Here is a 13,878-nt window from a genome sequence, read left to right on the forward strand (position 1 = left end):
GCTTGCCTGCGCGCGACTGGGTGCGATCCATTCCGTCGTCTTTGGCGGCTTCGCGGCGAAGGAGCTTGCGACGCGCATTGATGATGCGAAACCGAAGCTCATTGTCTCTGCTTCCTGCGGTCTCGAACCCGGTCGCGTGGTTGCCTACAAGCCGCTGATCGACAAGGCGATCGAGATGAGTGCGCATAAAGTGTCCGCTTGCATCGTGCTTCAGCGCGAGGCAGAGGTGGCGCCGCTGATCGGGGGGCGTGACTTCGACTGGCTGGATGAAGTTGACAAGGCCCGGGCTGCAGGGACGAAACCTGAGTGCGTGCCGGTTGCCGCAACCGATCCGCTTTATGTGCTCTACACATCCGGTACCACCGGCAAGCCGAAAGGCGTTGTCCGCGACAATGGCGGGCATATGGTGGCGCTCAAATGGTCGATGAGGAATGTCTATGACATCAATCCCGGTGAAGTGTTCTGGGCAGCGTCCGATGTCGGCTGGGTGGTTGGTCACAGCTATATCGTCTATGCGCCGCTCTTTCATGGCTGCACGACGATCCTGTTTGAGGGCAAGCCGGTCGGCACGCCGGATGCGGGTACCTTCTGGCGCGTGATAGCCGATCATGGCGTGAAGGCGCTGTTCACCGCACCCACTGCTTTCCGCGCCATTCGCAAGGAAGATCCGAAGGCGGAGCTTGTCGGCAAATATGATTTGTCGAAGTTCGAGGTGCTTTACCTTGCGGGCGAACGCGCGGACCCGGACACGATCCAGTGGGCGGAGAAGGCGCTGTCCGGCCGCCCGGTGATCGATCATTGGTGGCAGACGGAAACAGGCTGGCCGATGGTTTCAAACCCGATGGGCATTGAGCGCCTGCCGGTGAAATATGGCTCTCCCACCGTGCCGCTGCCGGGCTACGAAATCCATGTTGTCGATGAGGCAGGAAAGCAGGTCGGGCCGAATACGACCGGCGCCATTGTGGTGAAGCTGCCGCTGCCGCCGGGCTGCCTGCCGACGCTGTGGGAAAATGAGCAGGGCTTCCGCGACAGCTATCTCGCCGAGTTCCCGGGCTATTACAAGACGGCGGATGCGGGCTATCTCGATGAAGATGGCTATCTCTATGTGATGAGCCGCACGGATGACATCATCAATGTCGCCGGGCACCGTCTTTCAACGGGCGGTATGGAAGAAGTGCTCGCCGAGCATCCCGATGTGGCGGAATGTGCCGTGATCGGCATTGCAGACCGTCTGAAGGGGCAGGTGCCGATCGGTTTTCTCGTGCTCAATGCGGGGGTAAACCGCGAGGCAGCGGAGATCGAGGCGGATGCCGTGCAACTGATCCGCGACCGGATCGGTCCTGTCGCCGCTTTCAAGACGGCGATGGTTGTGAAGCGGCTGCCCAAGACACGCTCGGGCAAGATTTTGCGCGGCACGATGCGCAAGATCGCCGATGGTGAAGAATGGACAACGCCTGCAACGATTGATGATCCGGCGATCCTTGACGAGATCACGGAGCGCCTTTCGGAAAACGGCTTGGTGAAGAAATAGCGTCTTGTGATTCCCTGGGCGAAAACCCCGGGGGACACGCGCTGTTCTGAAGGAGCATCACATGACACTCGGCGGTCAATTGAGCGGCAAGGTTGCGATTGTCACAGGTGCTGCAAATGGCATCGGGCGCGCCATTGCGCGGGGCTATGCGCAGGCGGGGGCGAAAATCGTGCTTGCCGATATTGACGAAGAACAGGGGGAGGAAGCTGCCGCCGATATTGTGTCGGGAGGCGGCAAGGCCATTTTCCGCTATTGCGATGTCGCGGAACGGCTTGATGTGCGCAATCTTGTTTGCGCGGCGACGGATGCGTTCGAGCGTGTTGATATCCTCGTCAATAATGCAGGCGTTGTTTCGGAAAACGGAGACTTCCTCACGCTGGAGGAGGAAGAGTTCGACCGCGTCATTCGCGTGAACCTCAAGGGGCATTTTCTCGTCGGGCAGGCCGTGGCGCAGCAAATGGTGGCGCAGGTCGAGGCGGGCGGTGCGCCCGGTGCGATCATCAACATGTCGTCCATCAATGCGGTTGTGTCGCTGCCGGGACAGGCGGCTTATTCTGCCTCCAAGGGCGGCATCAAGCAGCTCACAGCGGCAATGGCGCTGTCGCTCGCGCCTTATGGCATCCGCGTGAACGCCATTGGTCCGGGCACCATCCGCACCGCCATGGCGGGTGCAGTGGTGGACAAGAAGGCGCAGGAAATGATCCTGTCGCGCACGCCGCTCCGCCGTCTCGGCGAGCCTGACGAGATTGCGGGGCTTGCCGTCTTTCTCGCCTCAGATGCAGCAAGCTATATGACTGGCCAGACCATCTATGCGGATGGCGGGCGCCTTGCGCTCAATTACACATCGCTGCCGCTCGCGAAGCGGGTGGAGGAATGAAAAAAGGCGCGGGAACTGTCCCGCGCCTCTTTATCCGGTCAGAAGCGACGATTACTCGTCATCTTCCTCGATCTTCACATCCTTGAGCTTCGCGAAGACGCTGTCGGCATCATAGGTCTTCTTCTCGTCGCGCTCGTCGGCGAACTCCTCCTGCGGCTCTTCGACGGGTTCTGGCGCAATGGTCTCGCTTGCGGGCAGCAGCGTCTCGGAGATACCTGCTTCCTTCGCTGCCTTCTTGCGCTCGCGCTCCAGCTTGCGGGCCGCCTTCTGGACGAGGGTGTCGAGTTCGATCTGCGAGCAGAGGCCGAGCGTGACGGGGTCAACCGGCTTGATATTCGCAGAGTTCCAATGGCTTCGGTCACGGATTGACTGGATGGTCGGCTTGGTCGTGCCGACAAGCTTGGAGATCTGCGCGTCGGTCAGTTCCGGGTGATAGCGCAGCAGCCAGGCGATGGCGTCGGGGCGGTCCTGACGACGCGACACGGGCGTGTAGCGCGGGCCCTTGCGGGGCGCGATGGGGGGCAGCTTGTACTTGCTCTCGGAAACCTGAAGCCGCGCATCCGGGTCGTTCTGGCAGCGCTCGATTTCGGCACGGGTAAGCTGGCCGGACGCCACAGGGTCCATGCCCTTGATGCCCTGCGCCACGTCGCCATCCGCAATGCCTTTCACCTCAAGAACGTGGAGACCGCAGAATTCCGCGACCTGTTCAAAGGTGAGCGAGGTGTTTTCGACGAGCCAGACGGCCGTCGCCTTGGGCATAAGGGGTTGTGCCATGTCAGTTCCTCTGATCCACCCGGGGCTTTCCGGATAAACCGCTTGCTTCCATCAATGATTGGATATGGCCGTTATATAAGAGGAAAAGGCAGTCATTGAAAGCGGGAATGACAGAATAAAGAAAATTGGCGTGCAGATGGCCAAAAGGGCCGGAATCCGGGAATTCCAGCCCTTTCAACGCGGTATCGGATAAAATTAGCGGTTGATCTTCGTGATCTTGGAGCCTTCGATGCTCACACCGGCCATCAGACCCTGCTGGTTGAAGACGAAAGCATAGGCATCGTCCTTGAGGGTGGAGGTGGAGAGATTCTTGGCCGCGCCTTCGTCAACGACGACCACGGTCGGGCCAACGCCGATCTCCCAGCCATCCGTCTCGCGGATATAGTCCACCGCCTCGTCATTCATCAGGAAAACCGCATAGCCGTAGGACTGGGCACCGGCCTGCAGGCCCCAGGAGCCGGTGACGGAGTTGTAATAGTCAACGACCTTGCCATCCTCCTGCAGCACACCTTCGCCATAGGCACCGCCGAAGACGAGACCCGCCTTCACAATATTCGGGAAGATGAGAACGGCCTCAGCTTCTTCCGAAATGTTCTTGGCGACGGGATTGGTGCTGTAGAGATTTTCGAGCGCCATGGCGGCCTGGCTGTTCAGCTCTTCTGCGGTGTCGGCATAGGCCGGGGCTGCGAGCGCGAGAGAGCTCATCGCCGTCAGAGCAGCCGCATAACCGATGAAATTGCGCCGTGTGGTGACCATCGTCATTCCCTTTCGGTTCGGAATCTTTTTCAGAGCGGCTTTGTGCGAGGGTTGCCGCGCGCGCCGCTGTCACCCGTAATTATCCGTGGGGCGAAGAAAAGTTCCGAAACAGGGGAAGTTGTGAGCCTGTCCACTCACACAGTAAGGACGATCTTTCCTATATGGCTGCTGCTTTCCATCAGCGCATGGGCCTTTGCGGCATCGGCGAGAGGGAAGGTTGTATCGATGATCGGCTTCACGCGTCCCGTCTCGATGAGCGGCCAGACATTGGCTTCAATGGCGCGCGCAAGCGCTGCCTTCTCTTCATTGCTGCGTGGACGGAGCGTTGAGCCTGTCAGCGTCAATCGTTTCGCCATGACAGGCATGAAGTTCACTTCCGCCTTCGGTCCGCGCAGGAAGGCGATGGAGACGATGCGTCCGTCCGGAGCGGCGATGCTGATATTGCGCTGGATATAATCGCCACCCACCATGTCGAGAATGACATCGACACCGCGTTGGTCAGTGAGCTTCATCACTTCTGCAACGAAATCTTGATCGCGGTAGTTGATCGCTTCCGCGCCGAGCTTCACGCAGGTTGCGCATTTGTCGGCAGAGCCTGCGGTCGCAATCACGCGCGCGCCAAAGGCAAGAGCAAGCTGAATGGCGGTTGTGCCGATGCCGCTTGTGCCGCCATGAACGAGAAAGGTCTCGCCTGGCTTCAGCGCGCCGCGCTCGAACACATTGGTCCAGACGGTGAAGACGGTTTCGGGAAGGCCTGCAGCCTCAATCTCACTCAAGCCTTTGGGCACGGGCAGCGCATGGGCTTCATGAGCGAGACAAAATTCGGCATAGCCACCCCCGCCCACCAGCGCGCAGACACGGTCGCCTGCCTTCCAGCGCGTCACGCCGGGGCCGGTCGCCACCACTTCGCCCGCAACTTCAAGACCCGGCGTCTCCGGCGCGCCGGGCGGAGGCGGGTAGAGCCCCATGCGCTGAAATGTGTCGGGACGGTTCACGCCCGCCGCACTCACCCGGATGAGGATTTCGCCGGGACCGGGTTCGGGCCGCGCCAGCTCCCCGAGTTCCAGCACCTCCGGGCCGCCGGGCTTGCGGATCTTGATGGCTTTCATCGTTGCGGGCAGGGTCTGGGTCATATCGGCACCTCTGGTTCAGGGGAGGGCAGCAGCAGTTGCAGGTCTAGCGGGCTGCCTCCAGACTGGCAACCGGACCTGACGAGCCATGCAGGAGGGCATCATGAATGCGGATGATCTCGAACCGAGACAGCGGCGCGGGGAAGCGCTGGCGGCGCTCGCCAGAGAGGATCTGAGCCTTCTCGGGATTGAGGAGCTAAACCAACGAATCACTGCGCTCGAAGCGGAAATTGCCCGAATTCGCGATCAGCTGGAAAAGAAGAGAGGCTCGCGCTCAGCCGCAGAAGCCTTTTTCAAGAAGTGACGATTTTACCCTAATCCATTGGAATAAATGATTTTTCCCAAGCGAATCAGTAAAAACGGGGCTTTTTCCAGTAGATGTGTGCGCTGCGTCAAATTGCCACAAGATTAACTTCCTGTTAGAAATGATGGCGCTAGGGTGACCTTGCGTAATCCAGTTTTCTGGATTTCTGAGTGGCTCCTATCCACTCTGTTTGACGCCTCCCTGTTAGAACTTGAGCCGCGGTTTTTCCGCGGCTCTTTTTTGTTTCGGGCTGCCCCGGGCGGCCTGTGCCATTCCCGTGCGCCGGGTTATGGCACGGGATTTGATCCTCCTCTCCACAGGTGTGCCGGTTTGGGCCGTGAGCCGCCGGCGTTGTTGGGATGGGGAGCTTTCATGAGTGGCTTTGAGAACAGGGACAGTGACGACGTCGTTTTCGCGAGTGCTGAATGCGTATCGCTTGCGGACTTCATGGCGTCGGGCCTGTTTCAGCGGACTTATGCGGAAGGGATGCAGCTCGTCGAGGAAACTTCCGCCTATCTGGACGGCCCGGGGCGGGAAGCCGCGCGGGGACTGCCCCGGGAAGCCTCGCTTGCCTATGCGGGCGAGAGCATGCGCCTCACCACAAGGCTGATGCAGGTTGCCTCCTGGCTTTTGGTGCGCAAGGCCGTGCATGAGGGCGAGATGACCGTGGAGGAAGCGAATTCGGAGAAATACCGCCTCGCCACCAAGGAAATCGCGCGCCAGCCGCGCTTTGAGGGGGCCGAGGCGCTGCCGGAGCGGCTTCAGGAGCTGATTGCGCGCTCCGAGCGGCTTTATGCGCGGGTGGAGCGGCTTGATACGCGGCTTCGCATGACGGGGCCCGTGGCGCCGGCACCGCATCCTCTGACCGAATCGTTCCGCCGCGTGGAGGCTTTCTTCCGCGAGCATCTCGCCATGGATTTTTCGGACCAGCGCCGCGAATTCGGTCGCCGGAAGAACCGCCCCGAATAAGCCTGATCTCCCCTCCGAAAACAGGAAAGCCCCGCTCTGGCGGGGCTTTCCTTTTGTCTCGATATTCCGGTCTTACTTGATGAAGCCGAACTTCTTGTTGAAGCGGCTCACACGACCGCCACGGTCAACGATCTGCTGGCCACCGCCCGTCCAGGCCGGGTGCGTGGTCGGGTCGATGTCGAGAACGAGCGTGTCGCCCTCCGAACCATAGGTCGAACGGGTCTTGAAGGTCGTTCCATCGTTCATCTGGACCGTGATGAAGTGGTAGTCCGGATGGATATCTTTCTTCATGGCTTGCGCCTTTCCGAGGCGGGGCGGCCTTCCGCCCCTTGTGTCGCGTTTTGGCGCGCAGAAACAGCCTTATCGAAAGCCCTTCAGCGCTGCCGGAATGGGGGCTTATAACCAAGGCGGGGAAGGGTTGCAAGGGCGGTTCTCACGCAGGGCGGTGAAGATGCCGCAGCCGGGCCTCGCCCTTGGCGTTGCCCCGCCAAGGCCGCGATTGCTATACCTGCCGCGCGCCCTCATTCTCCGGCGCATGGGAGCCATGGGGCCACGTCCCGATCAACGCCAGACCGGCGGAGCGGCATGAGCGATACATCCAATCCGGCCGTCGAGGCCATCGAGGAAGAGGCGCAGCGACGGCCACCGGGGAAGGGTGTTCGCCCGCTGCTGCAGCTCGTGCCCTATCTCACCCGCTATCGCGCGATGGTGGTGCTCGCCTTTGTTTCACTGATTGGCGCCACGCTCGCCACGCTTGCCATTCCCATGGCAAGCCGACGCCTTGTCGATCATGGCTTTGACCAGAACAATGCGGCCTTCGTTGACCAGTATTTCCTTGCGCTCATTACCGTGGCGCTGGTGCTGGGCGTTGCGAGCGCCTGCCGTTTCTATTTTGTGAGCTGGCTCGGCGAGCGCGTCGTGGCTGATCTGCGCGCTGCCGTCTATTCACATGTGCTGTCGCTGTCGCCCGCCTTCTTTGAGCTGACGCGCACGGGCGAGGTGCTGTCGCGGCTCACCGCAGACACTACCCTCATCAAAACGGTTGTTGGTTCCTCCGCTTCGATCGCGCTTCGCAATCTTTTCCTCTTTGTCGGTGCGGCGACGATGATGGTGGCAACGAGCCCCTATCTTTCGGGTCTCGTGCTGCTTGCCATTCCGGCGATCCTGCTGCCGCTTATCCTGTTCGGGCGCTGGGTGCGGCGCCTGTCGCGCTCGGCGCAGGACAGGCTTGCCGATACGAGTGCTTTCGGCACGGAGAGCCTCAACGCGATCCAGATCGTGCAGGCCTTCACGCATGAGGCGATAGACCGTGCGCGCTTTGCCAGCCATGTGGAACAGACATTCGAAATGTCGCGGGCACGCATTCTTGCGCGGGCTGTGTTGACGGCGCTTGTCTTCTTCTTCGGCCTTTCAAGCATTGTCGGCGTGCTCTGGGTGGGCGCTAATGCCGTGCTTGCGGGAACGATGAGCGGCGGCGCGCTTTTCGAGTTCATTCTCTATGCGGTCTTTGCGGCCTCGGCGCTTGCGGCGCTTTCCGAGATCTGGGGCGACATGCAGATGGCAGCGGGCGCGACAGAGCGGCTGATGGAACTGCTCGGCATCGTGCCGGAGATTGCAGCACCGGCGCATCCGGCAATCCTGCCTGCGCCGCGCGGCGAGGTGACATTCGAGAATGTCACCTTCTCCTATCCCGCGCGTCCCGGTGTTTCCGCGCTGGATGGTTTTTCGCTCACCGTTCGCCCCGGCGAGACGGTGGCGCTGGTCGGCCCTTCGGGGGCAGGCAAGAGCACGGTCTTCCAGCTTTTGCTGCGCTTCTATGATCCGCAGGGGGGACGCGTTCTTCTCGATGGCGTTGATGTGCGCAATGTCGATCCGCAGGCGCTTCGCGGGCGGTTTGCCCTCGTACCGCAGGAAGTTGTCGTGTTCGGCATGAGCGTCGCCGAAAACATCCGCTATGGCCGCCCCGAGGCAAGCTTTGAGGACGTGCGCGCCGCCGCCCGTGCAGCGCGGATCGATGACTTCATCATGCAGTTGCCGCAGGGCTATGACACACAGGTGGGTGAGCGGGGCATCATGCTTTCCGGCGGCCAGCGCCAGCGCATTGCCATTGCGCGCGCCATTCTGCGTGAAGCGCCTGTTCTGCTTCTCGATGAAGCGACAAGCGCGCTTGATGCCGAAAGCGAAACGCTTGTTCAGCAGGCCCTTGAAGGGCTAATGAAGGATCGCACCACGCTTGTCATCGCGCACAGGCTGGCAACCGTGCTCAAGGCTGATCGCATTGTCGTGATGGAAGAGGGGTGCGTGGTAGCTTCCGGTACGCATGAAGAACTGATCGGGCAGGGTGGCCTTTACGCGCGGCTCGCCCGGCTGCAATTTGCCGATGGCAGCGATAATTGACGTTTCATCAGGGGAAAGCCATGTCGAGGAAGCATCTCACAATCGCAGGTTTCGTTGCGCTGGCGCTTGTCGTCATCGTGAGTGTTCTTGGCTGGCGGTTTCTTTCCGCAGCCGGCTACTTCACAGGCATCAGGCAGGAAATTGCCGCAACCTGCCGCGCCATTCCGGCGGTGCCCGGCCCTGAGGACATTCAGATCGACCATGAGCGCAAGCTCGCTTTCATCTCGGGCTATGATCGCCGCGCCGTCAGCGCAGGCGCGCCGGGGTCGGATGCCATTCGCGGCGGCATTTATGTGATCGATCTTTCCGAGCCGCAGGAGGACTGGTCGCTTCGTCCCGTCACGCCGAATGTGCCGGCGCGTTTCCGCCCGCATGGCATCAGTCTCTACAAGGACGAAAATGGTGTGAACCGCCTCTTTGCGGTCAACCATCCGGCAGGCGGCCCGGAGACTGTCGAGATTTTCGACATTGAGGAAGATGGCACCCTCACGCATGTTCACAGCGTGACATCCGACGCTTTCATTTCGCTCAATGATGTGGTTGCGGTCGGGCCGGAGAGTTTCTACGCCACCAATGATCACGGTACGCGCAATCCTCTCGGGCAGCTTCTCGGCGATTTCACATTGATGCGCAATTCCACCATTGTCTATTTCGATGGTGAGAAGGCGGATGTCGTTGCCGACAAGGTTCTCTATGCAAATGGCATCAATGTGAGCGAGGATGGCCGCCTCGTTTATGTTGCGTCGGCGCTCGGCATGAGCGTTTACATCTATGAGCGTGATATCGAGACAGGCAAGCTGCTGTTGCAGGGTGCGGTGAGGCTGGGCACGGGCGTTGATAATATCGACATTCAGCCGGACGGGACGCTGCTGATCGGCGCGCATCCCAATATCATCGCTTTCCTTTCTCATGCTTCCGATCCGGAAAAGCATTCGCCGAGCCAGGTCGTGCGTCTTGAGCCGAAAGAAAAGCGCGCAGGCACGATCTATCTCAATTTCGGTGAAGAGATTTCGGGCATCAGCGTTGCCGCAGGCTATGGCGATGTGATGCTGCTCGGGCAGGTGTTCGAACCGGAAGTGCTGGTTTGCAGCCAGTCCAGGGAACTGCGGTCCTACTGATCAGCGCTCTGTCAGCTTGAACTCGATGCGCCGGTTGCGGCGGTTGTCATCGGCGCTTGTTCCCTCGGTCGGCGGGTGGAACTGGCCGAAGCCTGCCGCGACCAGCCTGTCCTCCGGCACGCCGCGCTCGGTGAGATAATTCACCACGGCAATGGCGCGCGCGCTGGAGAGATACCAATTCGAGGGGAATTGCGGCGTCGAGATCGGGTTGCGGTCGGTGTGACCATCGACGCGCAGCACCCACGGAATATCATCCGGTATCTCGGCGGCAATTTCGCGGATGGCGACAGCGATCTTGTCGAGCTGCTGCTTTCCTTCCGGCGCAATGTCGGCTGAACCGGAGGCGAAGAAGATTTCGGACTGCATGGCAAAGCGGTCACCGACAATCTCGATATCCTGCCTGTCGCCCAAGATGGTGCGCAGCCTTCCGAAGAACTCTGACCGGTAGCGCGCGAGTTCCTGCACCTTCTGCGCCAGTGCCGCGTTGAGGCGGCGACCGAGATCGGCGATCTGGACTTGCTGTTCGCGGTCCTTTTGCTCGGCAGCTTCAAGCGCTGCTTCCAATGTCGCAAGCTGGCGGCGGAGAGCGGATATCTGCTGGTTAAGAAGTTCGACCTGAGCGAGCGCTTCATTGGAGACGCGTTTTTCATCCGACAGGGCACTTTCAAGTTCTGCAATGCGCGCGCCGGCACCTTCGCTTTCTCCCACAAGTGCTGCAAGGCGGCTCTGTTCGGCGGTCGCAGAGGCAAGCGAATCCTGCAACGAGAGGATTGTTGCCTGCAGATCCGCCTTTTCGCGGCGCTCCAGAGCAAGCTGGTTCACGAGTTCGGCAATCTGGCTGTTCAACGCATCAAGCGCGGAGTCCTTGTCGGAGACGACCTGACTGAGAAAGACCTGCGTGATAACGAAAATGGTGAGCAGGAAAATGAGCACGAGCAACAGGCTCGACAGGGCATCAACGAAACCCGGCCAGTAATCCGCGCTTGGTGCGCGGCCCCTGATGCGTCTGCCCGACAACGCCATTGCCTCAGCTCCGATTGTTCAGAATGCGGGTGAGGTCTTGCAGCAGCGGCTTCAGGCTCTGCTGGTTCTCGGCAAGTTGCCGGATGAGGTGCTGCTCATTCTGCATCTGCTCGGTCAGCGCGGCGATCTGGCCTGTCAGCGCCATGAGCGATGCGTTGGCGCTTTCGGTGGAGGCCAGAGCCTGCTCGATATTGCGCAGGCGCCGTGCCGTTTCGCCAAGCATTCCCGGCGCATAGGGATCATCGCCCGCGAGATTGGTGACGGTCGAAAGCCATTCTTCCAATTCATTGTAAAAACGGTTCTGCGCCTGCCCTGCCTGCAGGTCGAGAAAGCCGAGGATGAGCGAACCGGCAAGGCCGAACAGCGAGGAGGAGAAGGCGGTGCCCATGCCGCGCAGCGGGCCATCAAGACCGGCCTTGAGGTCTGTGAGGACGGAGGCCGGATCAGCGCCGCCGACATTCAGCCCCTGAATTGTGCCGGCCACCGAACTGATGGTGGTGAGCAGGCCCCAGAAGGTGCCGAGAAGGCCGAGAAAGATCAGAAGGCCGATCATGTAGCGCGAGATTTCCCGCTGCTCATCAAGGCGAGAGCCGAGAGAATCAAGGATCGAGCGCATCGAAGAGGCGTTGAGCTGCATTTTCCCCTTGCGTGCGCCAAGCATGGTGGCCATCGGGGCCAGAAGGCGCGGTGGCGGCGGTACGACAAGGCCGGGATCCGCGCGGCGGAACTCATTGACCCAGCGCACTTCCGGTCCGAGCCAGATGACCTGCCGCAGCGCATAGAGAGCGCCGAGAATGAGCACGCCCAGAATGAGGCCGTTCAGCCCCGGATTGGTGAAGAAGGCCGTTTTGATCTGGGGAAAGAGAATGGCTGCGATGAAGCTCGCAAGAAGAATGAAGAGCACCATCCGTGTCAGATAGATGCGGGGCTGGGAAAGACCGACGCCTTCCTTTTCTGCCTTTGCCATGAGTCGTTTCCGTTCCCTTGGTTTTCTGACGCTCAGCCGCCAAAGAGGGTGATATCGACGCGTTCCTGCGGGCCGCTGTCGCGGACACCGCCCAATGCACGCACATGAATGCGCTCTGCGACAATACCTTTGCTGATGAGTTCGCGCCGCACATTCAGCGCCCGGCGAAGGGCAAGCCGCCTTGCGGCCGAAGAATTGTCATTGGGTGCGCCCGCATAGGCGCGGACTTCGAGCCGTCCGCTGCGATGGGCAAATTCCGCCGAGATGGCATCGATCTGCTCGCGCGCGGTGCGGCCAAGCGTGGTTTCCGTGCCATTGAAGATGAGGCGGGCGAGAGCAGGCTTCGGCGGGGCTAGCGGGGCTTCAGCTGCCTTTGTCGCATCCATGCCGAAAAAGGCGAAGGCGAGCGCGACAAGCAGCAGGATGCCGGGAGAAGGGAGGCGGACGAAGTTCTCTCGCGAAAGGATCATTCCGATATCCGTGACGCACCGCGAAGCGGTGTTGACGCTCAGTCTAGGCATGTTCGCTCTCATGGAACAGGCCTTCGCGCATGATGCGTCTAGGGTCGGAATCAGGCGGAATTGGGGCTTGCGCCGGGCCGGAGGCGGCTCAGGCGGACCTGTGGGCCTTCTTCAGCACATCGCCAAGCTTGTGCGAGAGGATGTCGTTGCCGGCAATGATGTTGCCCGTGGCGAGCATCGTGTCGCGGCCATCGAAGCCGGAGACGAAGCCGCCCGCTTCCCGCACGATGACGATGCCTGCCGCCATGTCCCAGGGGGCGAGGCCCGCTTCCCAATAGGCATCGAAGCGGCCTGCGGCGACATAGGCGAGGTCCAGCGAAGCAGCCCCCATGCGGCGCACGCCTGCAACCTCGTTCATGACGACGCCAAGCTCTTTTGCAAAGCGGTCATGACCGGGGCGGCCGATATGGGGAATGCCCGTGGCGACGACTGCCTGCGCAAGCTCGCGGCGTGCGGAGACACGCAGACGGCGATCATTCAGAAAGGCGCCCTGACCCTTCTCGGCGATGAACATTTCATCCGAGATCGGATTATAGACGAGGCCCGCCACAAGCTGGCCCTCACGTTCGAGCGCGATCGAAATCGCGAACATCGGGATGCCGTGAAGGAAGTTCGTGGTGCCGTCCAGCGGGTCGATGATCCAGCGGTGCGACTTGTCGGCACCTTCGATCTCGCCACCCTCTTCCATGAGGAAGCCATAGCCCGGCCGGCCCTTGGAGAGTTCCTGAAAGAGAACCTTTTCGGCCTTGCGGTCCGCGGCAGACACGAAGTTTGCCGGGCCTTTCAGAGAAACCTGAAGCTGTTCGACTTCGCCGAAATCGCGTTGCAGGCCGCGCGCTGCCTTGCGAGCAGCGGCAACCATGAGGCTCATCGAAGGGGTGTGGCGGGACATGGTGCTCGTCTTGCCGTCAATCAGCGCGGCGCAGATAGGTGACTTCGTTCGTATCGACGACGATCTTTTCGCCGACCGTGATGAAAGGCGGCACCATCACGCGCACGCCATTTTCCAGCATGGCAGGCTTGTAGGAGCTTGCTGCCGTCTGGCCCTTCACGGTGGGTTCTGTTTCCGTGACTTCGAGCACCACCTGATCGGGAAGCGAGATGCCGAGCGGCTTGCCCTCATGGCTTTCCACCGTCACCTTCATGCCATCCTGCAGGAAGGCGGCGCGCTCACCCACCCAGTCACGGGCAAGCTCGATCTGCTCATAGGTCTCGTTGTCCATGAAGGTCAGCATCCCTTCCGACTCGTAGAGATACTGGTAGTCCTTCTGCTCAAGCCGCACGCGCTCAACGGTTTCAGCGGAACGGAACCGCTCGTTCAGCTTGCGGCCATCGACCAGGTTCTTGAGTTCGACCTGTGCGAAGGCGCCGCCCTTGCCGGGCTTCACATGCTGCACTTTCACCGCAGCCCAGAGGCTTCCTTCATGCTCGATGACGTTGCCGGGACGGATTTCGTTGCCGTTAATCTTCATGGGCTCGCTCGAATGCTTGAAATGGGTATGGGGCCGGGT

The 13,878-nt window shown here is 60.8% G+C and carries 15 protein-coding genes; 6 read left to right on the top strand and 9 right to left on the bottom strand.

The window, feature by feature from the left end:
• A partial coding sequence (locus tag WBF74_RS05175; RefSeq protein ID WP_424436193.1) for an AMP-binding protein occupies window positions 1-1,531 on the top strand: 1,531 nt, incomplete at its 5' end.
• Between the two features lie 61 nt (window positions 1,532-1,592).
• Window positions 1,593-2,408 (top strand): SDR family NAD(P)-dependent oxidoreductase, encoded by an 816-nt coding sequence (locus WBF74_RS05180; RefSeq protein ID WP_424436196.1) that lies wholly within the window; start codon window positions 1,593-1,595, stop codon window positions 2,406-2,408.
• 51 nt (window positions 2,409-2,459) lie between these two features.
• Here WBF74_RS05180 and WBF74_RS05185 read toward each other — a convergent pair whose 3' ends face one another.
• From WBF74_RS05185 to WBF74_RS05195, 3 genes are all read right to left on the bottom strand, one after another.
• The gene (locus WBF74_RS05185) at window positions 2,460-3,182 is read right to left on the bottom strand and encodes a DUF1013 domain-containing protein (protein ID WP_424436199.1); all 723 of its coding nucleotides are present in this window, start codon (window positions 3,180-3,182) and stop codon (window positions 2,460-2,462) included.
• 195 nt (window positions 3,183-3,377) lie between these two features.
• Window positions 3,378-3,938, bottom strand: a complete 561-nt coding sequence (locus tag WBF74_RS05190; RefSeq protein ID WP_424436202.1) for a YSC84-related protein — start codon at window positions 3,936-3,938, stop codon at window positions 3,378-3,380.
• Window positions 3,939-4,072: 134 nt separating this feature from the next.
• A complete protein-coding gene (locus tag WBF74_RS05195; protein ID WP_424436205.1) occupies window positions 4,073-5,071 on the bottom strand; it encodes an NAD(P)H-quinone oxidoreductase in 999 nt (332 codons plus the stop codon).
• A 100-nt stretch (window positions 5,072-5,171) separates the two neighbouring features.
• On the opposite strand from WBF74_RS05195, the gene WBF74_RS05200 reads away from it, so the two are divergent.
• Window positions 5,172-5,372, top strand: coding sequence for a DUF1192 domain-containing protein (locus WBF74_RS05200; protein WP_424436208.1), 201 nt, complete (start codon window positions 5,172-5,174; stop codon window positions 5,370-5,372).
• 372 nt (window positions 5,373-5,744) lie between these two features.
• A complete protein-coding gene (locus WBF74_RS05205; RefSeq protein WP_424436211.1) occupies window positions 5,745-6,341 on the top strand; it encodes a DUF1465 family protein in 597 nt (198 codons plus the stop codon).
• Window positions 6,342-6,413: 72 nt separating this feature from the next.
• Here the strand turns inward: WBF74_RS05205 and rpmE are convergent, their stop codons facing one another.
• Window positions 6,414-6,632, bottom strand: a complete 219-nt coding sequence (gene rpmE / locus WBF74_RS05210) for a 50S ribosomal protein L31 (RefSeq protein WP_424436215.1) — start codon at window positions 6,630-6,632, stop codon at window positions 6,414-6,416.
• A gap of 294 nt (window positions 6,633-6,926) precedes the next feature.
• Between rpmE and WBF74_RS05215 the strand changes: the two genes are divergently transcribed.
• Window positions 6,927-8,738 carry an ABC transporter transmembrane domain-containing protein gene (locus WBF74_RS05215; RefSeq protein WP_424436218.1) on the top strand — a complete coding sequence of 604 codons (1,812 nt, stop codon included), beginning with the start codon at window positions 6,927-6,929 and terminating at the stop codon, window positions 8,736-8,738.
• Window positions 8,739-8,758: 20 nt separating this feature from the next.
• A complete protein-coding gene (locus WBF74_RS05220; protein WP_424436221.1) occupies window positions 8,759-9,856 on the top strand; it encodes an SMP-30/gluconolactonase/LRE family protein in 1,098 nt (365 codons plus the stop codon).
• Here the strand turns inward: WBF74_RS05220 and WBF74_RS05225 are convergent, their stop codons facing one another.
• From WBF74_RS05225 to efp, 5 genes are all read right to left on the bottom strand, one after another.
• Window positions 9,857-10,879, bottom strand: coding sequence for a peptidoglycan -binding protein (locus tag WBF74_RS05225; RefSeq protein WP_424436224.1), 1,023 nt, complete (start codon window positions 10,877-10,879; stop codon window positions 9,857-9,859).
• 4 nt (window positions 10,880-10,883) lie between these two features.
• Entirely contained in the window at window positions 10,884-11,846 is a 963-nt protein-coding gene (locus tag WBF74_RS05230; protein WP_424436227.1) for a WXG100 family type VII secretion target, read from the bottom strand.
• 32 nt (window positions 11,847-11,878) lie between these two features.
• Complete coding sequence (locus WBF74_RS05235; RefSeq protein ID WP_424436230.1) at window positions 11,879-12,316, bottom strand: OmpA family protein; 438 nt, start codon at window positions 12,314-12,316, stop codon at window positions 11,879-11,881.
• A gap of 139 nt (window positions 12,317-12,455) precedes the next feature.
• Window positions 12,456-13,259 carry an inositol monophosphatase family protein gene (locus tag WBF74_RS05240; protein WP_424436233.1) on the bottom strand — a complete coding sequence of 268 codons (804 nt, stop codon included), beginning with the start codon at window positions 13,257-13,259 and terminating at the stop codon, window positions 12,456-12,458.
• Window positions 13,260-13,275: 16 nt separating this feature from the next.
• Complete coding sequence (gene efp / locus WBF74_RS05245; protein ID WP_424436237.1) at window positions 13,276-13,839, bottom strand: elongation factor P; 564 nt, start codon at window positions 13,837-13,839, stop codon at window positions 13,276-13,278.
• Between the last annotated feature and the right edge of the window lie 39 nt (window positions 13,840-13,878).

The sequence above is a fragment of the Parvibaculum sp. genome (genome assembly GCF_049672805.1).
GTDB lineage: Bacteria > Pseudomonadota > Alphaproteobacteria > Parvibaculales > Parvibaculaceae > Parvibaculum.